The organism is Leptolyngbya sp. KIOST-1 (genome assembly GCF_000763385.1).
In the GTDB taxonomy this organism is placed as follows: domain Bacteria; phylum Cyanobacteriota; class Cyanobacteriia; order Phormidesmidales; family Phormidesmidaceae; genus Nodosilinea.
Window position 1 is genome coordinate 1653129 of the sequence record NZ_JQFA01000004.1, and the last position, 22624, is coordinate 1675752.

General features: G+C 61.5%; 22 protein-coding genes. 9 read left to right on the forward strand and 13 right to left on the reverse strand.

The window, feature by feature from the left end; translation table 11 throughout:
- Positions 1 to 23 precede the first annotated feature (23 nt).
- The 4 genes from NF78_RS24365 to NF78_RS24380 all read right to left on the reverse strand — a co-directional run bounded on the left by NF78_RS24365 (position 24) and on the right by NF78_RS24380 (position 5068).
- Positions 24 to 1775: a histidine kinase N-terminal 7TM domain-containing protein gene (locus NF78_RS24365; protein WP_081972894.1), complete on the reverse strand. Its 1752-nt coding sequence runs from the start codon at positions 1773 to 1775 to the stop codon at positions 24 to 26.
- Between the two features lie 476 nt (positions 1776 to 2251).
- Positions 2252 to 2686 carry an acyl-CoA thioesterase gene (locus NF78_RS24370; protein WP_035992503.1) on the reverse strand — a complete coding sequence of 145 codons (435 nt, stop codon included), beginning with the start codon at positions 2684 to 2686 and terminating at the stop codon, positions 2252 to 2254.
- A gap of 51 nt (positions 2687 to 2737) precedes the next feature.
- Entirely contained in the window at positions 2738 to 3865 is a 1128-nt protein-coding gene (locus NF78_RS24375; protein ID WP_225885410.1) for a M23 family metallopeptidase, read from the reverse strand.
- A gap of 375 nt (positions 3866 to 4240) precedes the next feature.
- Positions 4241 to 5068 carry a biotin--[acetyl-CoA-carboxylase] ligase gene (locus tag NF78_RS24380; RefSeq protein WP_156119951.1) on the reverse strand — a complete coding sequence of 276 codons (828 nt, stop codon included), beginning with the start codon at positions 5066 to 5068 and terminating at the stop codon, positions 4241 to 4243.
- A 294-nt stretch (positions 5069 to 5362) separates the two neighbouring features.
- Here NF78_RS24380 and pgeF point away from each other — a divergent pair, with 294 nt between their 5' ends.
- A complete protein-coding gene (pgeF, locus tag NF78_RS24385; protein ID WP_035992508.1) occupies positions 5363 to 6163 on the forward strand; it encodes a peptidoglycan editing factor PgeF in 801 nt (266 codons plus the stop codon).
- A gap of 2 nt (positions 6164 to 6165) precedes the next feature.
- Here the strand turns inward: pgeF and NF78_RS24390 are convergent, their stop codons facing one another.
- From NF78_RS24390 to NF78_RS33580, 7 genes are all read right to left on the reverse strand, one after another.
- Positions 6166 to 7857: a hypothetical protein gene (locus NF78_RS24390; protein ID WP_035992510.1), complete on the reverse strand. Its 1692-nt coding sequence runs from the start codon at positions 7855 to 7857 to the stop codon at positions 6166 to 6168.
- Between the two features lie 2 nt (positions 7858 to 7859).
- On the reverse strand, positions 7860 to 8675 hold the full coding sequence (locus NF78_RS24395) for a TIGR03943 family putative permease subunit (RefSeq protein WP_035992511.1): 816 nt from the start codon (positions 8673 to 8675) through the stop codon (positions 7860 to 7862).
- Between the two features lie 92 nt (positions 8676 to 8767).
- Positions 8768 to 9784 carry a permease gene (locus tag NF78_RS24400; protein WP_035992513.1) on the reverse strand — a complete coding sequence of 339 codons (1017 nt, stop codon included), beginning with the start codon at positions 9782 to 9784 and terminating at the stop codon, positions 8768 to 8770.
- Positions 9785 to 9943: 159 nt separating this feature from the next.
- Positions 9944 to 10813 (reverse strand): aldose epimerase, encoded by an 870-nt coding sequence (locus NF78_RS24405; RefSeq protein WP_035984211.1) that lies wholly within the window; start codon positions 10811 to 10813, stop codon positions 9944 to 9946.
- Positions 10814 to 11036: 223 nt separating this feature from the next.
- Positions 11037 to 13403, reverse strand: coding sequence for a CapA family protein (locus tag NF78_RS24410; RefSeq protein ID WP_035992515.1), 2367 nt, complete (start codon positions 13401 to 13403; stop codon positions 11037 to 11039).
- Between the two features lie 286 nt (positions 13404 to 13689).
- A complete protein-coding gene (locus tag NF78_RS24415) occupies positions 13690 to 13923 on the reverse strand; it encodes a tyrosine-type recombinase/integrase (protein ID WP_052050907.1) in 234 nt (77 codons plus the stop codon).
- A 121-nt stretch (positions 13924 to 14044) separates the two neighbouring features.
- On the reverse strand, positions 14045 to 14620 hold the full coding sequence (locus NF78_RS33580; protein ID WP_035984218.1) for a tyrosine-type recombinase/integrase: 576 nt from the start codon (positions 14618 to 14620) through the stop codon (positions 14045 to 14047).
- A gap of 209 nt (positions 14621 to 14829) precedes the next feature.
- Between NF78_RS33580 and NF78_RS24425 the strand changes: the two genes are divergently transcribed.
- Positions 14830 to 15138: a hypothetical protein gene (locus NF78_RS24425; RefSeq protein WP_052049458.1), complete on the forward strand. Its 309-nt coding sequence runs from the start codon at positions 14830 to 14832 to the stop codon at positions 15136 to 15138.
- 360 nt (positions 15139 to 15498) lie between these two features.
- On the forward strand, positions 15499 to 15660 hold the full coding sequence (locus NF78_RS31535) for a hypothetical protein (RefSeq protein WP_156119952.1): 162 nt from the start codon (positions 15499 to 15501) through the stop codon (positions 15658 to 15660).
- 191 nt (positions 15661 to 15851) lie between these two features.
- On the opposite strand, the gene NF78_RS24430 is transcribed toward NF78_RS31535, so the two are convergent.
- A complete protein-coding gene (locus NF78_RS24430; RefSeq protein ID WP_035992517.1) occupies positions 15852 to 16070 on the reverse strand; it encodes a hypothetical protein in 219 nt (72 codons plus the stop codon).
- A gap of 271 nt (positions 16071 to 16341) precedes the next feature.
- On the opposite strand from NF78_RS24430, the gene larC reads away from it, so the two are divergent.
- Positions 16342 to 17583, forward strand: a complete 1242-nt coding sequence (larC, locus tag NF78_RS24435; protein ID WP_081972896.1) for a nickel pincer cofactor biosynthesis protein LarC — start codon at positions 16342 to 16344, stop codon at positions 17581 to 17583.
- A 111-nt stretch (positions 17584 to 17694) separates the two neighbouring features.
- Positions 17695 to 18711, forward strand: coding sequence for an IS110 family transposase (locus NF78_RS24440; RefSeq protein ID WP_072016238.1), 1017 nt, complete (start codon positions 17695 to 17697; stop codon positions 18709 to 18711).
- A gap of 45 nt (positions 18712 to 18756) precedes the next feature.
- On the opposite strand, the gene NF78_RS31540 is transcribed toward NF78_RS24440, so the two are convergent.
- Positions 18757 to 19236, reverse strand: a complete 480-nt coding sequence (locus NF78_RS31540; protein WP_156119953.1) for a hypothetical protein — start codon at positions 19234 to 19236, stop codon at positions 18757 to 18759.
- Here NF78_RS31540 and NF78_RS24445 point away from each other — a divergent pair.
- The 4 genes from NF78_RS24445 to NF78_RS24460 all read left to right on the forward strand — a co-directional run bounded on the left by NF78_RS24445 (position 19235) and on the right by NF78_RS24460 (position 22618).
- Positions 19235 to 19540 (forward strand): hypothetical protein, encoded by a 306-nt coding sequence (locus NF78_RS24445; protein WP_156119954.1) that lies wholly within the window; start codon positions 19235 to 19237, stop codon positions 19538 to 19540. The genes NF78_RS31540 and NF78_RS24445 overlap by 2 nt on opposite strands.
- Positions 19541 to 19542: 2 nt before the next feature.
- Positions 19543 to 21102 (forward strand): hypothetical protein, encoded by a 1560-nt coding sequence (locus NF78_RS24450; protein ID WP_035992524.1) that lies wholly within the window; start codon positions 19543 to 19545, stop codon positions 21100 to 21102.
- A 469-nt stretch (positions 21103 to 21571) separates the two neighbouring features.
- Positions 21572 to 21943 (forward strand): hypothetical protein, encoded by a 372-nt coding sequence (locus NF78_RS24455; protein WP_156119955.1) that lies wholly within the window; start codon positions 21572 to 21574, stop codon positions 21941 to 21943.
- 12 nt (positions 21944 to 21955) lie between these two features.
- Complete coding sequence (locus NF78_RS24460) at positions 21956 to 22618, forward strand: hypothetical protein (protein WP_156119956.1); 663 nt, start codon at positions 21956 to 21958, stop codon at positions 22616 to 22618.
- The last annotated feature ends 6 nt before the right edge of the window (positions 22619 to 22624 follow it).

A 22624-nucleotide genomic window follows, 5' to 3' on the forward strand; every position in this document is an offset into this window, starting at 1 on the left:
GTTGAGCGGATGGATCACCGCCCCTAGACCGGATCGAGCCGGTGGACAGGGGCATTGAAGCAGACAATCCGATCGCGACCCGATCTTTTCGCCGCGTACAGGGCTAAATCGACGGTGTGGAGCAAGTCGTCTGGGTGGATACCGTGGTCGGGAAAACTGGCGACGCCGCCAGAGACCGTCGTGCGAATGTCTGTGCCTTCCCAGGGTACCGCGGCGGCCGCAAAGGCACGACGAATGCGATCGCCCTGCTGTAGCCCAGTCGCTAGGGTTTGGCGAGGCAAAATCAGCAAAAATTCTTCCCCGCCCAGCCGGTAGGGGCTACTGTCTCCGTCTACCTGAGCCCGCAGAATCTGGCTGAAGGACTGAATGAGCAGGTCGCCAGCCCGGTGCCCAAACGTGTCGTTAACCTGTTTGAAATGGTCGATGTCGAGCATGACAAGAGCTACAGAATAGCTTTCCTGGTGGGCCTGCTGGAGAACCTGGGGCAGGGTTTCATTGAGGTGGTGACGGTTGAAGAGCCCGGTGAGTTGGTCTCGACTGGCCTGGGTTTTGAGCTTAGCCTGGAGACGTTCAATCACCTGTAGCTGGTGGCTGAGGCGGGTATTGGCCTGACGCAGTTCTAGCTCCGACAGATACTGCTGAGTTGTGTCGTGCAACATCAGCAGACGGCCCTGAGCCTCACCTCGGTAGTCTCTCAAAGGCGATATGCGCACTGTAATGTGGATTGGACGGCCAGGGTCTACCCGTTGGGGGCTGGCCTTGCGGGAGCCAGCGGTTTGAGGATTAATCCAGAGGCACAGGGGTGTTTCGGTGCCCTGGTTGTAGTGGTGCAAGAGCTGCGGTAGGTTGGCCAGGGCCCTGTGGAGCGATCGCCCTACCACACTGCTCTGGAGCCCAGTCAGCGATCGCCCCTGGGGATTGATATCGACAATTTGGTGCTCCAGGTCTACCACAATGACACCGTCGCTCATGTGTTCCACCAGCGTTTCGCGGGCAATGGGAACCGCCTCGAAGACCCCTGTGCGAAACAGCCCCCAGAAGCACAGCAGTCCTGTGGCCCCAAACGACATTGGGGTCAGGTTAAGGCCTGCTGGGGACAGATCCAGGGAGTAGATCGCAGCGCCCAGGTAGGGGGCCATTGCGCCCGCCAGGAGCCATCGCGCCTGCCGTCGGTGCAGCGGTCCGCCGCTGAAGGTCGCCCGGCCCAGCAGCTGAATCCCCCGTAGGCTATAGAGCGCCAGGCAGACCAGAATAAACCCGTAGCCAGGACCGTGGTTGTAGATAGCCATGTTGCTCGGCGGGTCAGCCAGCCCCACCTCGGTCCAGACCCACCGATGCCAGGGATTGGTGGCTACCAAAAGAATGTTGAGCAAGGGCCAGAGGCTCAGCCAGAGTAGCGGGCGCAGGGTAAACCGCGATCGCCCATCGACGTAGGCTTGGGCAAACAGCACAAAGAAAATAGTGATACCGCCGGTGCCGACGTACTCCAGCGTGGACCAGAATAGCTTGTCTTCCAGGGCGACCGATGCCGCCTCCAGGGCGGCTACAGCGGCGTAGAACGTCGCTGCCGCCATCATCAGCGCAAAGTACTGTCGGGCCAGGGCGGCCCCTCGCCGGTGCCAGGCCATACTGGTCACGAGGGCGTTGACAGTTGCCGCCAGGGCCAGGATACCCATCTGGGATGTCATCTGAAGGTACATGTAGTAAAGCTTGCCCAGCGTCAACGGTAGATGTCCCCAGGTGCTCACTGAACTTAGAAGCTGGGGTTCACTCATTCCAGATTGCCCAGCTAGCCCCTGGCGCTGAACGATGACGATGCACCTGCTTCAGGGCACGATCTTCCCCCAACAAAAACCCCCGACCGAAGCCGGGGGAAACCCCATCAGGAGACGCCTATCTGACGTTTACGTTTAAAAGCAAAGCCGCCCTTTCAGCGCTTGTAACCAGCCTATCGGAGGGGCGTCGACTTGAGGGGAACACCACCGAGAATTTACTGAAACAATACGGCAAACTTTAAAAATCGTTTAAACGGCTCAACCCGTCAGACAGCGGGTTGATAAACCGACGGAAGGGCAGCCGGGGGCCGACATCAAGCTGACCACCGAGGTAGCCACCTGCGATTCCGTAGGCTGTCGGTAGCCGCTACCGTTCGGGGCCAGAGCGGAGCACCAGAACGGCGATCGCCACTAAAAAGCCCACGTACCCCCCCACAAACAGCCACTCCTGCCAGCTTCCTTCCATTCCCTGCCCTCTAGCTATCCTCTGCCCTAACCAGCGATGGACCCTCGCTCCAGCGGTCGAGCCAGCCCGTCATCTCGGCGGGCAGGGGGCAGCGATCGCGACTGGCGACTGCAATGCACACGTGGCGGGTTTGGGCCTGGGCTGCCACGATTTCCTGGCGCTTGATCTGGTATTGGATGGCAAAGCTGCTGTCGTCGAGGCGGGTGGGGGCGAGGTGGATGGCAACGCGATCGCCACAGTGTAGGGGCCGACGAAAATCTACACTGGCATGGACTATTGGGTAGGCAAGGGTCTCGGCCCCAAAGAACGCCCTCAGGTCAATGCCCGCCGCCGCCAGGGACGCCTCGTAGGCGCTATGGCATATCACCAGCTCATTGGCAAAATACACGACCCCAGCGCCATCGGTTTCGTGGAATCGCACCTGGTGCTCAAAGACGTAACCCACAGCCGCTACCCCCGGCTCCCACGGGGGTAGCTTGTCCAGCCCGGCCTGTCTTTAGCTGGCATTGGGCTGGGCCGGTCGGAAGGGATAGTCAGCCGGGAGGCCCACTTCGGTGTCCGCAGCTTCGTCCCCGGCCCGGCCCAGGGCCAGCAGAGGATTGTCGATCAGCTCTAGCAGGTTGGCCAGGCCGTATTCCACCACTTCGATGGGGTCTACGGCGGCCCAGCCCTCCGCGGTGAGCTGACGCAGCTCAAAGTGCAGGTGTGGTCCCGTGGAGGCACCCGTGCTGCCAACCAGACCGATTACCTCACCCTGCTCAACCCACTCCCCAGCCTTGACCGCCAGCTGAGATAGGTGGGCGTAGCGCGATTCCAGGCTGCCGTCTCCGTGCCGCAGAATAACGGTCAGACCGTAACCGCCCAAAAAGTCTGAGACTGACACCCGCCCGGACCGAGTGGCCAGAACCGGCGTGCCCATGGGGGCAGCCAGGTCGACGCCAGCATGGAACCGCCAGCTCTGATGGATGGGGTGCATGCGCCAGCCAAACAGCGAAGAGATAGAGACGGGTATCGACAGCGGAAATACATATTCTTCATTGCCGCGCCGCAGCACATTGAGGGGGCGTAGTTTTTCGTTGAGGGCCTCACGACTGACAATCGTGGTGCTGCCCAAGCGCACCCCCTGGGAACTGACGGCGATGGGGCCAACTCGAATTTCGCCCTGGCCGCCGCCGCCGCCCGCGGTGCTCTGGCCCGGTGCGGCGGCGGCATTGCAGGCGGCGCTGGAGCTTGGTTGCCCCCCCGCCACAGTGATCTGACAGCCGCTGCTGCGCTCTGAGAACACCACGTTGGGCGAGCCGTTGGGCCGTGCCACCGGGGCCTGGGTCGCCCCCAGGCCGTACTCGGTGGGATCGATAAAGACGCTGTTGTAGCCAGCGGGCACCGACTCATCGGCCGCGATCGCTTCGGGCACAACCGTGGTGGGCATTGCCGGGGCGGCGGGGGCGGCCGGAGCCACTGGGGCTGGGGCTGGAACCGCCGCCGGTGGCTCAGCGACAGCGTCGTTGGCCATCGTGGCAACGGCGGGCTTCAGCAAGCTCTCAGCCATCGTGGGGGCCGCAGGCGTAGCCGGAATGGTAACGGTAATAGCCGCTGGAGGAGGAGGGGGAACCGGAGAGAACATCGGCGAACTCGCTGCGGGGGAGGATGTCACAACGGCTGACGGGGCGGGACGCTGGGGGGTAAATTCAGGTCTCGCTACCGCATGCGAAGGCAAACTTAGAGTCGTTTGGGAACTTGGCCGATGAGCACTACTGCTGCCTGGGGAAAGGTAATCAGCGGTGGTTTCAGCGGGCTTCTGGGCCGTCAGGGAAGGCTCTGACGGGGACTCAGAGGAGCCGGAGGCCTCAGCGGTTTCCGCATTGGCTAGCCCACTGGGGGCAAGTCCCATACCGCCAACCAGCATCGCTATCTGTAGCCAGGCTACCGATGGATAGGCGGAGGAAAGTTTAAACGTTTGAATAGGCTCTAAGTTATTTTTCTTCACCATAATCAACCGCTACGCATTGTAGCCCAAAGTTACTTCACCTGGTTCAATCTCCAGCGTCTTGTCCGCTGGTACGTTCTCGTGTAAGGGCTTTAGCCGTACCCGTAGATTTCCCGACAAGGCTACGCCCACAACCTCCGTCGCCCGCCCCCCAACGGTGAGCCCCTGCCCGAGGTTGGCCAGGCAGGCATGGTAGTCGACCAGGAAGGCATCGTCGCCCTGGCTTTGCCAGTGGAGATACCCCTGCATGAGGCCGTAGAGGGCGATCGCGGCCAGGTTCTCCAAGGTATTCAGGACAGCGGGGCTCGATTCCGGCTGAATTAGCTGCTGAACAGAAATACCCGTAGCCGGCACCGGGTTAAAGCCGTTCAGCCCCAGCCCCACCACCACCGTTTGCACCCGGCCGTTTTCCAGATGGGTTTCGGCCAGCACGCCCCCCAGCTTTTTGCCCTTGGCGACCAGGTCGTTGGGCCACTTGACCTGGACCGGCAGCCCCAGGTTGGCCAGACTGGTTGCCACTCCCCAGGTGCTGGCCAGGGTGAGGTAGGGGCTGCGGCACGCAGGCAGGTCGGGCTTCAGCCCCAGGGACAGATACAGCCCCCCCAGACTGGACTCCCACTGCCGCCCCCACTGCCCTCGCCCCGCCTGCTGGGTGGCTGCCACCAGCACCGTACCGGCGGGGGCCCCCGCCGCCATCATGTCGGCCAGGGCTCGGTTGGTGGAGTCAATTTGCTCAACCCAGTGGAGGCAAAACCGCGGCCGCAATGCCCGATAGCGGGGCATGATTCCCAGGGTTTCTGGAGGCTGCGCAACCGCCTGGCGGAGTCGTTCTAGAGTCACCTATAGCTAGTCCTGGAGTTTATATAAATAAGCGAAATCCAAACCCAGCGGGAGAACTTTGCCAAGGGAAAACTCCCTCGCTGGGGCTGGCATAGACATCAAAATAAGTGGTTGTTGATACCGACCACGCTACCACCCTAAAAACGCTTAGGGGCATTGCTGGCCGACCCCAAAATAGAACTTGATAAACCAGCGCTGAAACTTAATCGCTTCTCTACATTGGCGATCGCGATTGGCGGCGGGCGGCGATCGCTGTAGCATCGTACAGGGATCACCACCAACCCAGGGGGCAGTATGGCGGATTGGCACTGGCAAACCTGGCAGGGAGAAGAGTTTCTGACCTGTGACCTGCTGGGCGATTGGTCCCACGGATTTTTTACTCGACAGTTTTGGCCCCAGGCCCCAGAGACCCTGACCGCGGCGCTGGCGGTCGATGCGGCGGTACAGCGGGTGAAGCAGGTACACGGCAATCGCGTGCTCACCCCCGCCGACCTCCCCAACCCGGCGACCACCGAATCGGCCTCCCCCAGGGCAGAAGCCGATGGGCTGCTGAGCGATCGCCCCCGCCAGGCCCTCTGGGTCTGCTCGGCGGACTGTAGCCCGGTGCTGATTGGCGATCGCGCCACCGGGCAGGTGGCGGCGGTCCACGCGGGCTGGCGCGGCACGGCCCAGGCCATTGTGCCCGTGGCGGTGGGCAGGCTCCAGGCCCAGGGCAGCCGCCCGGAGGACCTGGTCGTGGCGATTGGCCCAGCGATCGCCGGAGCGGTTTATCAGGTGTCTGTGGATGTGGCCGCCGCCGTGGGTCGTACCCTGGTGCCGGAGACCGGGGCAGAGGCGGCGGACGAAGCGGTGGTGGCAGAGCTCCTCACTCGGCATGAGTCGCCGCTGCTGGCCGACTCTGCTCCTGGCAAGGTGCGCCTGGATGTGCGACAGGCCAATGCCCTACAGCTAGAGCACCTGGGCTTGGGCAAAGCTCAGGTGGCGATTGCCCCCCACTGTACGTTTCAAGACCCCAATCGCTTCTTTTCCTACCGCCGCACCGGTGAAAAGCAGGTGCAGTGGTCGGGCATTGTCAGTCGGGATATAGGCGATTGAGGTCAGGGTAGCCAGGTGGCTTGAAGCCCGCTGAAGGGAAAGGTCTCCGGGTCGATGACGGTCGGCAGCGCGATCGCATTCTCCTGCTCATCCTCCAGGGCCGTGACGTCGGCCGCCTCCGGCCCAGGGGACGAGCCCTCCGCTGTCTCAGGTCGGTCAGCGCCAGCCTTCAGGGAGGCATCGCTGACGGGGGCCGGGTCAATCAGCGGCAGGTTCCAGATCCTGGGGGCCTGGGCCGAGTCCAGGGCGCTGGACTCATGCTGGAGATCCAGCAGCAGCGATCGCCCGTCGGGGGCCACGCTGAGGTGAATGCGCTGGCGCAGGGGCAGGCGCAGCAGGGGGCTGACCTCACCGTCGGTCAGGGCAACGGCCAGCAGCAGAGGCTGCTCCACGAAAGCATCGATGGCCTCCAGAGAACCGCTGTCCGCCGGGGCATCGACCAGTTCACTGGCCAGCACGTAGAGCACGGGCCGAGTGGGGTCAAACTGGGCATCTAAAATCGATCCGCTGACCTGTAATAGCTCCTCTTCACGCCCCTGGTTGGTGACTAAGAACAGCGACTCGGTGAAGCGCTTTTCGGGGTCATCTTGGTTGAAGTTGATCATGGCCGCCGCTGAACCATTGGCGGCCAGATCCAGCACTCGGCCATAGTTGGGCAAAAAGTCGAGGGGTTGGCGGGGGCCGCTGGTGGGCTCCCCGCCCAGGTCGATGATGGCGGTTCCCTGCCCCTGCAGCAGCAGGAGCGACTGGCTATCGGGGGCAATTAAGAAGTCGCCACCGGGCTCGGTTTCTATTGGCGTGGGCGGTGCTCCGTCCCGCAGGATCCAGGGGCCAAAGTCGGCCGGGTTTTGCTGGTTAACCCGCTGCACCACGATGGTTGTACCGTCGGGGGACAGGTCAAACTTGAGGTTTTGATAGTCGCGGTTGTCGAGGACCAGGGTGGTTTCCCCGGAAACGGGCGGTGCCCCCTGGGGCATGAATCGCCGCCAGAAGGGAGGGGGATCGGCCATGAAATCGACTGGGGGGCGAGGGGCAATCCCGGTAGTTACGGTGTACAGCTGCTGGTTGAGTAAGCCGCCTTCCTGGCGGGCGTCACTGGCCGAGAACAGCACCCGGTCCCCTAGCGGGTAGGGCTTGAAGGCCAGCACCGAGAGATGCCTGGGGGTGAGAATCGTGCGCTCCTGGCGGGCCAGGTCGGCCAGCACCAGACGATTGGCTTCGTCGCCCTCGGTGCCAATGTACAGAAAGGCCCGCCGGCGAGTTTGAAACTGCGCCTGGAAGGGTTCGAACCGACTGGGGCGGCCGCTGCGGACAGCGTAGCGATCGCGGGCGCCATCCAGGCTGAGGGTAAAGGATTCGCCGTAGGGTGGTGGGTTGGTCAGGGTGTAGGCCATCCGTCGGCCCGCCCAGCTCACCTTGCCCGGCAGGGGCGGATCCATGGTCAGGTTTTGCTCCACGCTGGCCACGTCCATTGGGCGGCTAAAGGTGATCAAAAAGGCCCGGTCTTCGGCCCCCACCTGACGGTCCTGCCAGGTGAATTCGCGCACCCGCGCCGTGGCATGGTCGCCCGAGAGAATGAGCAGCCCCAGCACCACCGCCAGGGAGGCCATAGCGATGAGGGCCAGGCGATCCAGCGGTTGGTTGAACCGTTGCGAACGGGAGCGGCGGGAGCGGGAGGATTGTCTGCGGGCCATAGCTAGTATTCGTAGGGAGTGCGAGGCTCAGGAATTTCGGTCAGGCTGGCCGAGCCAATGGCGAGCTGGCGCTTGCCGTCCAGGGTGGTGGTCTGCATGGTGCCCTTGACCTCCAGCCAGGTGTCGGGATCCGGGCGAGCGGTGCCCGGCGGCAGCTCCACCGGCAGCCCCACCGGGTAGGCGTCGGCGGCACAGCAGGTGAGCACAAACCGCGAAATCATGAAGTAGTTTTCGGGCCAGCCGGGAATGTGGGTGACAAACCCGCTCACCAGCGCCCCCTGGCCGGTGTAGGCCGTGGGTTCAGGGTACACGTTGAGGGTGCGCACCCAGTCGACGATGGTGCGATCTTCGGTGTCGCCGCCCAGGGAAAATCGCTGGGGCCGCGATCGCGTCTGGCCCAGCACATCGGTGATGCCCCGCTGAAAAGCAGTCTCGCTGGTGAAGGGGCGGGGGGTATAGATCAGCCCAAACACGGCAATGGCGATCAGCAGCGCCGTGCTGATCTGGCGCGGCAGCAGGGCGATGTGCTCCTGGCTGCGGGGGGCCAGGCCCCGGCGCTGGCGGTAGCTGACCCCCACCTGCACCAGGCGGGCCACCCCCATGGCCGACAGCAGCACCATGGCCAGGTGGGCCAGCCACATGTAGTCGGGGTGCAGCAGCAGGTACAGCTTGCCGGTCACCGTAAACCGCAGCAGCATGACTCCCCACAGCAGCAGCATGGTGGCATCAATCAGAGCCTGCCAGGGCACCGCTCGCCGGCGGGAGGGGCGACGAGAGCCGTTGGCCTGGGGACCGTTCGCCTGGGGAATAGAGGTCATAGTCGATTACAGTTACATCGTCTCAACGTCTTGACTCAGCCTGGGGTGCTGGCTCCATGGCCAGGGTGATTTGCCGTCAGGGCAAAGTGGGGCTAGCCCGTGTAAAGGTTCATCACCAGGGTCAGCAAAAACGTCAGCTGCGCCGCCAGCACAAACAAATAGATAATGGCACGGCCCTTAAAAACCGTCAGCAGCAGGCTGATGTTTTTGAGGTCGATCATGGGGCCAAACACCAAAAAGGCCAGCAGCGCGCCGCTGGTGAAGGTGGAGGCAAAGGATAGAGCAAAAAACGAGTCCACCGTAGAGCAGATCGACACCACCCAGGCCAGCACCATCATCGCCACGATGGAGGTGACCGGGCCCTGTCCCAGGCTCAAAATGATCTCCCGCGGCACGGCCACCTGCACGAAGGCGGCGATCGCGCTACCGATCACCAGCACGGCGCCCAACTCCCGCAGCTCCAGCACCATGTTGTCAACCATCATCCGCAGTCGGTCCACCAGCGGCGGGGCGGCCGCCACCTGGGCCAGCACCTGGGCCGGGGGGGCATCGAGCTGCAGCACCTGTCCCGGCGACTGCATCAAAAAGGTGCCCGACTTGAGCAGCGGTGACACCTCGGGAGCCGCCACCGTCTCGACGGCAGGCTCCGGGCCCATGGCGCGGGTCAGGTTGTCCTGCAGAAAAGGCCGCACATCGGCCTGGGTGCTGAAGATCAAGGCGATGGTCACCGCCACAATCAGGGTGAAAATCACCCGCAAAAACACGATTTCGGGCTGGTCGCGGAAGGCAATCCAGGTGGCCCAAAACACGATCGGGTTCACCGTGGGCGCGGCCAGCAGATACCCAATCGCGACCGCCGTGGGGGCCCCCTTGGTGAGCAGCCGTCGGGCTACCGGAATGTTGCCGCACTCGCACACCGGAAACATAAAGCCAATCAAGCCACCTGCCAAAGCCGCCAGGACTGGGTTTTTGGGCATCATCGCCAGCAGCTTTTGCTCATCGACAAACAGCAGCAGCACGCTGGAAAAAATCACCCCCAGCAGCAGAAAGGGCATGGCTTCGACCAGCAGGCTAAAAAATAGCGTGATGCCGTTGTTGAGTTGGGTCATAGAACCAGCTACGGTGCAGGGAAGCAGCCTCGGTGGGTAAATCCCTCCAGGCCGAAGCACATTTTAACGGATCTCATTGCCTCCTGACTGTCGTCCGGGATCACTCCAAGCCGGGCGATCCCCGAATTTGGTCAGCCAGAACCGCAGGAGACGGCGGTACTACAGGAAAGCGATCGCCATCTGAACCGTAGTTTCCAGGCTCTGCTGGGGGTCAATGATGGACAAGTTTTCGCCCGTGTTCAGGGCATTGCGAGGGGCCGTCCAGGGTTCCAGGCAGTAGTAGTCTTTGCCCTGCACGGTCCAGAACACCAGCTTGGTGTAGTCGGCGCTCCAGGAGAGGGTGAGCTGTCGCCCCAGGTTGCGATCGGTGACCGTGGCGGTCGTCGCCGTCAGCCCTTGAAAGGCCAGATCGATCTCGGCCTGGTCGAAGTCGAATTGGCCATCAAAGCGCTCTACCCCGCCAGTCAGGTGGTTGCGAAACTCCGTTGAGGGAATCTCAAACGTCAGCTGAGATTTATCTTTGACTAGAAAATAAGGGTGCAGTCCGGTGGAAAAGGGCATCGACTGGGTCGACAGGTTGGTGAACCGCTGCTGTAGCTCCAGGCTGTGGCCCCGCAGCCGTAAGGTAAACGCCAGCCTGAACTCAAAGGGGTACTGGGCCAGGGTGGTCTCGCTGCTGGTCAGTTCCAGGGTGAGGCTGGCGGCCTCGGTGACGTCCTGGTGGGTGACCCGCCAGGGCAGATCGCGGGCAAAGCCGTGCTGCTTGAGGCTGTAGGTGCGATCGCCCAGGCGGTACTGGTGGTCGGGCAGGTTGCCGCAGATCGGGAACAGGATGGGAATCCCGCCCCGCACTGAGAGTTCGGGGTTGGCAAAGCGATCGCGATCAAAATAAAAAATATCCTGGCCCCCTATCTGCCAGCGGGTGGCCAAACCGCCGCGATCGGGCACCAGCTCCAGGCGGGCGTCGGCGTCGGTATCCGTCAGCAGGTAGGTGGACGGGGAATCTGCGTTTAGGGCAACGGCAAACACAAAGGCACCTCAGCGGCAGTATGCCTAGACGTTACCACGAGCCCCGTTCGCCCAGGACGGTTTGAGGCAGCGGGTTTCCGGCATCAGGGCAAAAGGGCATTGGGCATTAGGGAGTTTAGGCATGAATTGGTTAGGGCAAACGGCCGTTTGCCCCTAGGGGAGCGGTTGAATCTTTGCTGCATAGCCCTGTTCAGCAGTGCCGCTCTCTATCTCAGGCGGTGGGTCAATCGACAGCAGCAGGGGCCGCCTCCGACGTCGCTGCCGCTGGGGCAACGCTGACCGGGCTGGCGGGCACTGGATCGGCCCAGTCGGGTGTCGCCAGGGCCTTTTCCACCGATTTTGGCGGTGGGAGCAGAGCCGCAACGGACTCCTCACGGCCCAGGTTATGCTGGGGCGTCGAGATGGTCGAGATTTCGGTATGAGCCCCTGTTCCCCCCGATCGCTGGGGCGGTACGGGCTGAAACTCGCGCTGCTCGGGGGCTAGCTTCGGTCCCCACTCCAGCAGTTCTTCGTTAAACTCCACCTCCATCTCCGGCGGCACGGCAGAGTCGTCACCGGCCTCGGGCGAGACAGGGGATGCCGAGGGTGCAACCGGTTCGTTGCCCTTGTCTTCTGGGACGGTCAGCAGCTCGGGCTGGGGCTCAAACACCTCTTGCTCATCGGTCTGTTTGGGCGCTAGCTCCACCGGCAGGGTATCTTCGGCCTCAGGCGACACAAAGGGGCTGCTGGGGTCGCTGAGCGCTTCGGGGGGCACCTCTGGAGCCTTGAGATCCAGCACCACGGGGGACTTTAGCGGCTTATCGAAGTGGGATGAGGCCTGCTCAATGCGCTGCAGCACCTGCTGGTTGGCCTCGCCGCTGAGGGTTTTGGGCCGTGAGTCGCGCACCCGCACCGGCACCAGCTCTACCCGCATCTGCTCGTCTTTTAGGGATACCTTGAGAACGGCGGAGTCCTGGTTCTCGAGCGGCTCGTCGGGACGGAAGACAAAGTCCCCCAGGGAGTAGGCGATCGGTCGACCCTTATAGATCTCTCCCCCCTGAATCACCGTGGGGTGGTAGCCCACGACCACATCGGCGCCCTGGTCAATGGCCAGGCGGGCCAGGTTGGTCTGCATAAAGTTGGGCTGCTCGCTGAGGTGGTCCACCCAGCGGAAGTTCACCACAATCCAGTCCACCTCGCTGCGCAGCGCCTGAATGTCGGCCACGATTTCGGGCATCCCCTGGGCGTTGAAGCCAGCCCGATCCTTGAAGGCGGTGGCGGCTTTGAACGTTTCGACTTCCCTGGCGATCGCCTGGTCTTCGGCCCCCGCCCGTTCCTTGAGGACAGCGGTGTCGTGGGCGGCGTTGCTGCCCCCCATGGCATAGCTCAGGTAGGCGATCCGCTTGCCCTTGACATCGAGCACCTCGGGGCGGCGGGCCTCCAGGGCGTTGCGTCCGGCCCCAATCCGGTAGAGGCCCTTGCTGTCGAGGGTGGTCAGGGTTTCGTCGAGGCCTGCCGCCCCGTAGTCCATCAATCGGCTGTGGGTGAGGTTGACAATGTCGACCCCGCTGTTGACCAGCAGATCGACCGCATCGGCGCGGGTCCGTTGCCGCAGTCCCTCCTCCAGATTGGTCGCCGCCGTTGCCAGGGGCGTGGCCAGATTGACCAGGGCCAGATCGGCCTCCCCGTAGTCGGCGACATCGGCGAAGAAGCCTCCTGGGGTCGTCAGCGTGTCGGGGGCAATGTCTTCGAGGGAAATATCGCCGCCAAACAGGAGCGTAACGTCGTCGCTAGGGGCTGGGGTGAGGGTGGGATGGGTGATGACGCCCACGGGCTCCAGGGCCGCATCGACCACCGTAGGCCGATGGCTGTTGCCGCCAGGCGCACCCGATCGAGACGCAGGCGCACTGGACCGAGATGCGGGGGCGTTGACCAGGGCAGTGGCGGCGTCTCCGGCGTCCGCCGCTGGCCCCCCCCCCCCACGGTCTACTCGGCCCCACGCGCCCCCAGGTTGGACCTCCGACTGGGCCGAAAACTGGGGCAGGCTGGGGGAGGGGGCCGAGATAATCACCTCCAGCAGGCAGCCCATGACAAAGGCCGCCACCGCCGAGCCTGATAGGACAAAGGTCCGTAGCGTTTGCAGGCTTTGCCGCGAGAGCTTTTGGGCCGGACGGGGCCCCCGGATTTGAGCGGGCAGCGGTGAGGCTTTGGGGCGACTGGGCTTGGTGCTGCGATCGGCCTGCAGCCGCTTGAGGGCGGGGGTGACAATCTTGATCCGCTGCTGCCAGAGGATTTGACGATGTCCCAGGGGCCGCGCCACCACGCAGATTCCCTCGATCAGCTCAGAGTTGAGCAGCCAGACTCGGTGGCACAAAAACCGCAGCAGCCGATCGCGGATGGGCGGTCGCTGAAACTCCACCACCAGCTTCAGGCAACCCGGGCGATCGGCCTGCACCTGGACAAAAATGCCCTGGGTTGCCAGGGGCTGGTTTAGCCACAGGGCAATGTCGCGAAAATAGCCCGCTGCCGCCCGCTCTCGCACGGTGAGGGGCTGCGCCAACGGTTCCAGGGAAACCAGCCGAGGCTGAGGGGGAACGACCGCACTAATCATAGGAATGCAAACACAGGTAAAACGGCATTGGCAGAGTGGCCCGATCGCGCCCCAAACCCCAGAGCCAGAGTCCCCAAGTCAGAGGCCGAAACCGCCACGGCAAACGCATTGCCCCAATCATAGTGCAGACTTGAAAGGGCGGCACATCCATCCTTTTACCGATCCCAATTACCGATCCCCAGGGCCTGACGCTGGGGTTCTGCCCCTGCCGATACAGACCGGCACAGGGCTATCCCAATAATGTTGCTCTAGTATATTTTGTCTGCTAATTGGGTACAGTTGGCCCCTACAGCAGCGCGATCGCCCGCTGTGCCCGCCGTGGGTTTGCTTCGATGTAGCCCACCAACACCTTTAAATCCTGGTGCCCTGTAATCGACTGCAGGGTTTTCAGGTCTACCCCCTTTTCAGACAGCCGCGTGATCAGTGTGCGTCTGAAGCTGTGGGTGCTGTAGCCCTTATGGTCTAGCCCGGCCCGCTCCAGGGCCCGGCGCAAAAAGTTGTCGCAGGCCTGAAACGACATCGGCCCCAGGTCGCCGGGGAACAGTGGACCGGCATACGTGGGGGCTTAATGAAAACGCTTTATCAATTTAACGTTATTCTGTCGGATCTATCTAGCCAGATGGGTACAAACGCACCCCTCTTTATAGAAGCGCGATCGCCCGCTGCGCTCGCCGGGGGTTTGCTTCCACATACCCCACCAAAACCTTTAAATCCTGATGCCCTGTGATCGACTGCAAGGTCTTCAGGTCGACCCCCTTTTCAGAGAGCCGTGTGATCAGTGTTCGCCTGAAGCTATGGGTGCTGTAGCCCTTGTGATCCAACCCGGCTCGCTCCAACGCTCGCCGCAAAAAGTTGTCGCAGGCCTGGAACGACATTGGCCCCAGCTCACCTGGGAACAGTGGCCCATCAATAGGCGGCTCGTAGGCCGTCAGGAGCTCTCCCAGGGTTGGGTGTGTAGGGCACTCCCGAGTTCTGCGCACACCTCCCGGCGTAGCCTTTCGAGTTCTGGCCCTGAAGGTGATAAACGCCCTGGGCCTGCCATGCAGATCGTAAACGTCGGAAACCTGGAGCTGTCGAACGGCTCCCATGCGCTCCCCAGTCCATCGGGCAATGTCGAACATTAGCCGGTGCTTTGGATTCTCTATTTGTTTACGCAGCTTAACTAAATCGGCGTCAGTGAAGATCGAAGCTTTGCCGTGGCGATTGTTTTTTGCCAATTTTTAGATTCTGTCTTTTTGATAGTTAACCCTGCTAACAGGAAAAGCATCAAAGAACAGCCTCATAAACTACCTGCAATTATGCCCACAATCCTTGAAGGGTGGCTATTACAGGAGTTTCAATAATTAATTTCTTTTACCCAAAAGCTCATCTTGCCGCCCTAGGCGCGATCGGCCTAGAACTGGTCTAGTTTCTCCTAGCAAAAATCATGGTCGATTTCAACCGAGCTACCGACATGCCCGCCGCGATCAACACATTAGAGCGCTACGTTGCCCATGGCGTCCTCACCCTAAACAACCTGTTCAGTGCCTTGACCTATCAGGAGCTGCCGGGCGCGTTGCTGGAGCGGGTCTGTGATGTGAACATTGTCACCGCTGCCGACGGCACTACCCGGCTGATCGCCCGCATAAGCCTACCCCTCGACCCCGCTTATATCACCTCAACAACTCAAAAGCTCTGGACGTTTGCCCAGGAGTTCAAAGAGGCCACTATCCCCGCCGCTTATAAGGTGGATTAGTGAGCGTCTCAAGCATGTATACCTGGCTTGAGACAACCACAGGAATGAGGTTGCCGACAGCCCAAACCCACACCCCTGCCAGCACTCCAGCAGCAGGCGGGGGCAGTGGCGGTGTCTACCGCGTCAACACTGCCCCGCCTGCTGCCCCGGTCAATCGGGGCTCTCCATTGCCTACAGGTCGGTTAAAACCCAGCTTTAACGCAGATCCTTTCGTCAGCTATCAGCCAGGCTACGAACCGTCCTACAGCCGCCTGACGCCTCAATCGGCGGCCAACCCGGCAATTACTCCTAACCGGCCTGCGGTGTCTCCGGCCAGGCCCCCGGCCTCGACCTACGCAAACGCTCAACCCGTGGTCAACCGTGCCTACACCCCCGGCGCAAACTACCGACCAGGTGGATCAGGCATCGCGGCGAAAAATGCCGCCGCTGCCGCCGGTGCTACAGGCGCTCAGGCAGCAGCAGCTGCTCGCGCTGCTGCCCCTCGCGTTGTGTCCCCCGCCATGGCAGCGCGTGGCTCCTTGAGTGGTGCCCCCCTGATTGGCGCTGTCATGTCCGGGCCAGTATCAGCCGGGTTCGTTAAAGCCGCTGGCGGTAGCTGGTGGGAAGCTACAGGTGCTGGTGTGGGCGCTACGGTGGGGACGGTCTTAGGTCAAGCTGGCGGGGCTGCTGCAGGCGCTGCAGCCACAGTCAACCCCGCCGGGGTTGTCGTGGGTTCATACGCTGGCGGTACAGCTGGCGGCCTGGCCGGTGCTGCTTTCGGTCGCCGGATCGGCGGTGGGCTTGGGCGGCTGCCCATGGCCCGCCCTGTCGGTGCTGCGGTGGCGGGCTATCTCCAGGGTGGAGCCGTCGGCGCAGCTGGCCGCCTGTTCGGCAATGCTACATATGATGGGTTCCTGCAGGGGGACGATGTAGCCGGGCCCGCGATCGCCCAACCGGAGGATGGCTTACCTCAACCGGCAACAAACGGTCTAAGCTGGCCCGCTAATTTAGGCAGCTTTTTCCATCGTCCCAGCGGCTCAAACGGTATCCCTACAACCATCTGCGGCAAAGTTCTAAACCCGGAAATTTTCTTCAGGGCCGACAATAACTTTTTTTTGAGCGGGAATATTCAGTACCAGGCAACGCCTGACGCCCCAATTCAAACTATGACAGTTTGGCGCAACCTGAATTGGAATGGTCCCGGCGGTGGTGTAAACATCACCATTGCAAGCTGCAACACTCCGGATTATTCGACACCCGGCACCAACTCTCAACCACCCAACCGCCCCACCGATCGCCCTCAACGCGCACTCCCATGAACACGGTCACGGGGAGCACCATCGCGATCCCACGGCCAGCGCCACCCGCAACCTGCCTGCGATCGAGCAGTTGATCACCCAGGCGAACCTGCCCGATCGCGCCCAGCGATGGAGTCTGGCCGTTTTTCAAACCTTGGCTAGGGCCGAGGCCGCCGTCCACGGCATCGCCATCGATCAGGTGCACTTCCACGAAGTGGGGGCCATTGATGCCATTGTTGATATTGTGGGCGCTTGCCTGGGGTTTGACTATTTAAATATTGACACTCTGGTCTGCTCTCCCCTGCCCACCGGACGAGGGCGCGTCAGGGCCGCCCACGGCTGGCTCCCCGTGCCTGCTCCCGCCGTGCTCAAGCTGCTGGAGCAGCACCGGGTCCCCCTCTACAGCAACGGGCTCGACGGCGAACTGGTCACCCCCACCGGGGCCGCGATCGCCACCACCCTGGCCCACCACTTTGGCGACCCACCGGCCATGACCCTGCACCGCACCGGGTTGGGGGCCGGGGGCAAAACGCTCCCCGTAGCCAACGCGCTGCGCCTGTGGATTGGTGTCGCCGAGGCTGGGCCCGCCTCATCCCCCACAGCTCCGTCCCCAACCCGACCCCTGGCCACCCAGCCCCAGCCACCAACCCCAGAACAGCGCGGCCAGCCTCCCGATATCGAGGTAGCCTACGATCGCGACACCGTCATCCTGCTAGAAACCCAGGTGGATGACCTCGTTCCCCAGGCCATCGGCTACCTCTACGATCGCCTCTTTGCGGTTGGAGCCCTGGACGTCTTTACCCAGCCTGTATCGATGAAAAAATCGCGACCGGGCCTGCTCCTCACCGTTATTTGCCGCCCTGACCATGAACCCCGCTGCACGGATATCCTCTTTGCTGAGACCTCTACCCTGGGTATTCGTCGCCAGCCTCAGCAGCGGTGGGTGCTGCCCCGCTCCCTGCAAACCCTAGAAACCCCCTACGGCCCCATCAGCCTCAAATTGGCCTACCATCCCCAAACCCAGTCCGTCCTGAACGCCCAGCCCGAATACGAAGACTGCGCAGCCGCGGCCCGCGATCGGGGCATCCCCTGGCAGGTGGTGTACCACGCAGCGCTGAGCACCTGGTACTGTCAACCCTCTCGCTCTCCTGAGCTGTCCTCCGACTGAGGTTGACTGGCCTCTAGATCAGAGCCTAGCTCAAAGCGACCCTCCGACAAACCCGGTGATAGCTCTTCCTGGATCCACGCCTCAGCCACCTCAGGCGGGTTTTTGTAAACCATGCCTTCCATAATCGGTGTTGAGGTGGCTAAGACCTCAATTCTTTGCTGTGCCGTCGACAGTCACAGCATCCCCGGCGACCTGGCCCAATTTGCCCGGTCCTACACCCCGGTAACCCTGCTCAGCAATCTAAGCGGCGTGCAGACGCTGTTAGAGCTGGGCGATATCTACGTGCTGGAACCAACCGGCGACTACTCCAAAATCTGGATCGATACCCTCAAGTCCAACGGTAAAACCGTGCTCAGGGTCAATCCTAAGCGAGTTACGGCCCTAAAAGCCTACTCCGGCGTAGCCAACAAAACCGACCGTTACGACGCGGCCTTTCTGGCCCTCTACGGTGCCCTAAATCTGGATAAGGCATCGGCATTCCTGAGCGACTTCGCCGAAGACTTGCGGGCGGCTACCCTGCACCATCAGTTTCTTACCCGCATGACCGGAAACCATCAGCGGCGGCTGTGGCAGCTGCTCAGCCACGAATGGCCGGAGGTGTGCCGCACGGCCTCCGGCAAAAAGCCTCAGCAGAATCGAGACTGGCTCTACCCCAAACCCCCGGCCCTGTGGCGCTTTATTGCGGGCCAGCCAACCAACACGACCGCCCGCCGCCAGGCCCAGCTCGACGCTACCATCGGCACCGGCCTTACCGATCTAAGCCGAGCCCTGGCCGCTCAGATCTGTGAGCTGGAGCGGCAGCAGCTTCCCTACGAGGAAAAAATTAGCGCCCTGCTGGAGTCGTCTCAGTTCAAGCCCTATCACGCCGTCTTCAACGCCTTCGGGTTTGGTGAGATGACGCGCGCCGTCATCCTCAGCCGCATTTACCCCCTAAGCCAATTTCTAGGGGAAGACGGTCAGCCCATCAAAACCAAAGCACCCAGCGAAAAGGGTCGCTATCACCGCCGAAACCGAAGCCTGGGCGCGTTCCGCCTGGCCCTGGGCCTTGGCACCCAGGCCTACCAATCCGGCCAAGAGCGCCGCCACAAGCCCGCAGGCTCAAAGGTCCCACCACCGCGATGGGCGTAGCGGCCCGGCTGCTGGCGGTGGCGGTGGCCACCGTGGCGATCGTGGTCATTTTCGACGATTAGCCCGCCGCCCGGCCCGCCAGCCGTCGATCATCGCCAGTACATCAGCGTGCGATCGCCTCTCGACGTGAACCGCCTGGTGAACCCGGTAGGCTCGGTTGGCCACTACTAACCTAGTCAGCGCCCCGCCGGGGATGTGACGCACGCCTTCAAGCTTCCAGCCCCTACCCCAGCGATAGCGGTAGTAGGTTTTGCCCTTGCTGGTGTAGGGGCCGCACTCTGACCAGAAATCGCTAGAACGTCGAGAATTGGCTATGTCGGAAGCACAGTCGGCGATCGCAACCGGATTCCGACATAAGACCCGATCCTCTATGTCGGAAATGTCGTCAAAATCGCTGAAACCCCCTGAAATCAGTATGTCGGAAACGCTGTCGGAATTTTCGATAGCAGGGGCCGCGATCGAGGGCCTATTACAGGAGAGCAGCGCCAAAATCAAAGGCTGGGCCAACACCGACGGCCAGGACATGAAACAGATCTTCGCTGAACTCCTTCACGCCGCTGCCATCATTCGCGCCGTGTTCTGGCGCAAGCTCGACACCAAAGGCGACTTTAAAACCCAGGTCGACAAAATTGTCAAAGACCAAAGCGGGTTTGTTGACGACCTGGCCGAAACTCCCCCCAAAGGGAAGGAATCCGACTGGAAAGAGTATCTAGAGGCCGTCCAGAAAGGTTTTAGCGACCTGACCAAAGACCGAACCCCCTACGGCCGCGATAGCAGCGAACGCCCTGTAATTAAAGACCTCAACCCCAACCCAGGGAACAATGATTGATCATGCCCTTAACTCTGCGAGTAGACCAGCTTTATAGCCGTCGCGGCAACCTACTGAACCGGGTCCAGTCCGCTGGACAGACTCTGCTAGACAACCTCCGCGACGCAGCCGGGCGGGTGATCAAGGCCCTAACCTGGGGCAACATTCGCGGCTTTCTGGTAGGGGCCGTGCTGGCCCAAATTCCCTCCATGCTGTGGAGCCTGACCGGGCTGTGGAGCGTCTTTACCAATGCCGCCATTGAGTTGTACTACTTTGACTGGAATATCCCCGACGACAACCTAGACCGCATGGCGCAGCAGCGGTGGAACTCCTTTGGGGGCATTGCTGGTGGCACAGTCGGCAGCGCGATCGGTTACTTTGCCTGCGGCATCGTTCCGGCTACCTCCCTAATGGCCTTTGATGAACGCCTGGCCGCCCACGTTCTGAGAGAAGTGGGGGAAGAGGCCTGGGAAGAAGTGAGTTTTCAGTTTACCTTTGCCCTACGCATGGCCGTTCGCAATATGTTCCGGCAGACGGCGGGCTGGCTGTACAAAGGTGCCCGCCGATGGCTAAAGCAGCCCGGCAACCCGGTAGCGCGAGCTATCTTTGGCAATCGCCTGGAAGCCGTGCAGCAGAAGTGGGGCGAGGCCGAGGGCCAGGCCTGGAGCTTTGCCCAGGCCGTCGACGAGCAAGTAGAACGCATCCCCTCCCAGTTTTGGCAAAATTTTACTGAAGAGGTGATTGAAGAAGCTATTGATAGCTGCATCGAAGCCGGGTACGTGCTGCTGAGCAGCGTAGAGGGCTACTACGCTGCTCAGAAAGCGGCACAGCTGCTGATAGCGGAAGAAACTAAGGTTGTCGAGATCATCCCCAACGGAGCCAACGACAGCGAAGCGATTGTGCTGGCAGGCCCTGAGAGCGAGATCCGGGGGCAGATTCCTGCCGTGCTGGCCCACCACCAGCTGATCGAAAGCCGCGACGTGGGCCAGCTAGTGGGACAACCCTTTGATGACTACGTGCGGGCCCGGCCCTTCGAGGGTTTCCGTCTGCAATTTGCCCTGTACTCCAAACCGGCCCCGCCCTACGCCGGGACCGAGCGCGATCGCCTGGTGCGTGTTGCCGTGCAGGTGAGCGACGTAGACCGAACCAAAATCGACTGGGAACGCCTAATTTTGTGCTGTGGGGGGCGCAATGGCTATCTGTGGGGCCGGTTTCGCGCCCATGCGGTGCTGACGAATAACCGCCCGCTGACCGTCTACGGTGGTACCCCCGCCGAAGCCGAAGGCAGGCTGAAGGCCTTCTTGACCCTCACCAACAGTGAAATCCGTACTATATCGGTGACCGAGGAAAAGCGCGAGGGCAGCCGCCTGAAGAACCCCAAAATGTACAAAGAGACTACGCGGGTGTACCCAGGCCACCTAACCATCATCAATCGTGAACGGCTGGAAACCTTCGACCGGGGGCAGCGTAGCCTAGATGGCAATTACTTCGACAAAAAAGCTCGGATTGACCTATGGAGGGAAACCAGGCCCGCAGACTTTGAAGACACTATAAGGGAGCTGCTCCGTCGCTCAGCGCTTTAAGCTTTTTGTGCAAAGACACTAAATCATCAAAAACACGCTCAACAGGGCTACTTGTTTCGCGTGACAGCCGCCTGCAAAGGGTAATTCTTGGCCGGTATTCGTAGGAGCGACCAAAGGCGGCTTTCTGCCTCCTAATGGCTCTCCGTGAGCGAGTCGATAGTAAAGAAAAGAGACGTTCTTCTTGGGGCGTCAGCATACAAAATAATCCTCTGTGCTAAGCACAAACACAATGGGGTTTACTGTTAGCACAGTAGGCCCAAACCCTAGTAAATACCGGGGGTTGACGTTTCGTGAAGGGGCGCTACTGTTGGGTTTATGACCTGTTAAAGGCGCGTACATGGCGACGATTACTCCCGGGGGCGGCGGCACAATCAAGAGCACAACCGCAGAGGGACAATTGATGGAGGTTCTCTCCTTCATCTCCCTAAACCAAGCCATTGCTGCCAGAAACCCGGCTGGGGTTACCAATGTGACCGGGACCCACAACCAACAGTCCTTGATCTACTCGGGAACTTATCGCTTTGATGTTACCCAGACCATCAACAGCGCGGGTCACCTAGAACTAGAGGCCCAACCGTTCCTGGTGGGGGCCAATTTCCAGGTAGGCAGCAGCGGCACCTTTAAGGGCAATTCTCCTGAGAAGTATGCCCTAGAAGTGCTGATGTACCTCCAAAACCTGGAGAACACCCCAGGGTTAAACCCTCAAAACCGAAACTTTGTTTCGGGCACCTACAACAGTGACAACCAACGGTATGAGGGCAGTTTCTCTATCCCTGTGACCTTCAGCCTAAACCCTACCACCGGCGTCATTTCCTACGGCGCCAACCCCTATCTTCTTTAGGAGAACCCTCCCATGCCTGCTTATATCCGTGGTTCAGTCCGTGAAACTCTTACGTTTGTAGCGATCAATCCCATCTTTTTCTATGGTTGGAAGGCCCCCGACTTGGCCGCCCGTGTCGGCGTTTCAGCCGCTGACCTGGTGAGCGACCTGGGCCACATGGATGCCCTGCAAGCCCAGGCCGTTCCGAGCGCCATTCTAGTGACTGGAGCAAACAGCCCCAAACCAGGGCGGGTTGTGAAACGTGATCGCACCGCTCCCCTCTCCCAGGTGGGTAGCACCAGCACGTTCATTGCCTACGACAAACTTGCCATGGCCACCGCTGCCGGGTGGACCCTGGCCAAGCAGGGCCGGGGGGTGAAGCTGACCGCCTCGACTGCCCCCGTGCGGAAGGTGACGGCGGTGGCCACCCTGTCTAACGGCATCAAGTACGCCTTCCCGATGGACAAGCCCGACTTCACCAACTTTGGCGGAGAACTGGGCCTGGAGTCTGCCGAACAGATGAACACTGTCAACGAGCGCCGTCGCCTGGTGACGGGCAGCCGCACCAAGCCGGGGCGCTGCACTCGCCGCCAGGGCGCAGGTGACTTCCAGTCGTTCTTCTCCACCGGCAGCGAGGACGCTGTGGTGGCCAACGGCTTCAACATCGACCGTTTTGAGTTCATCGAATTTGCTTAAAGCCTT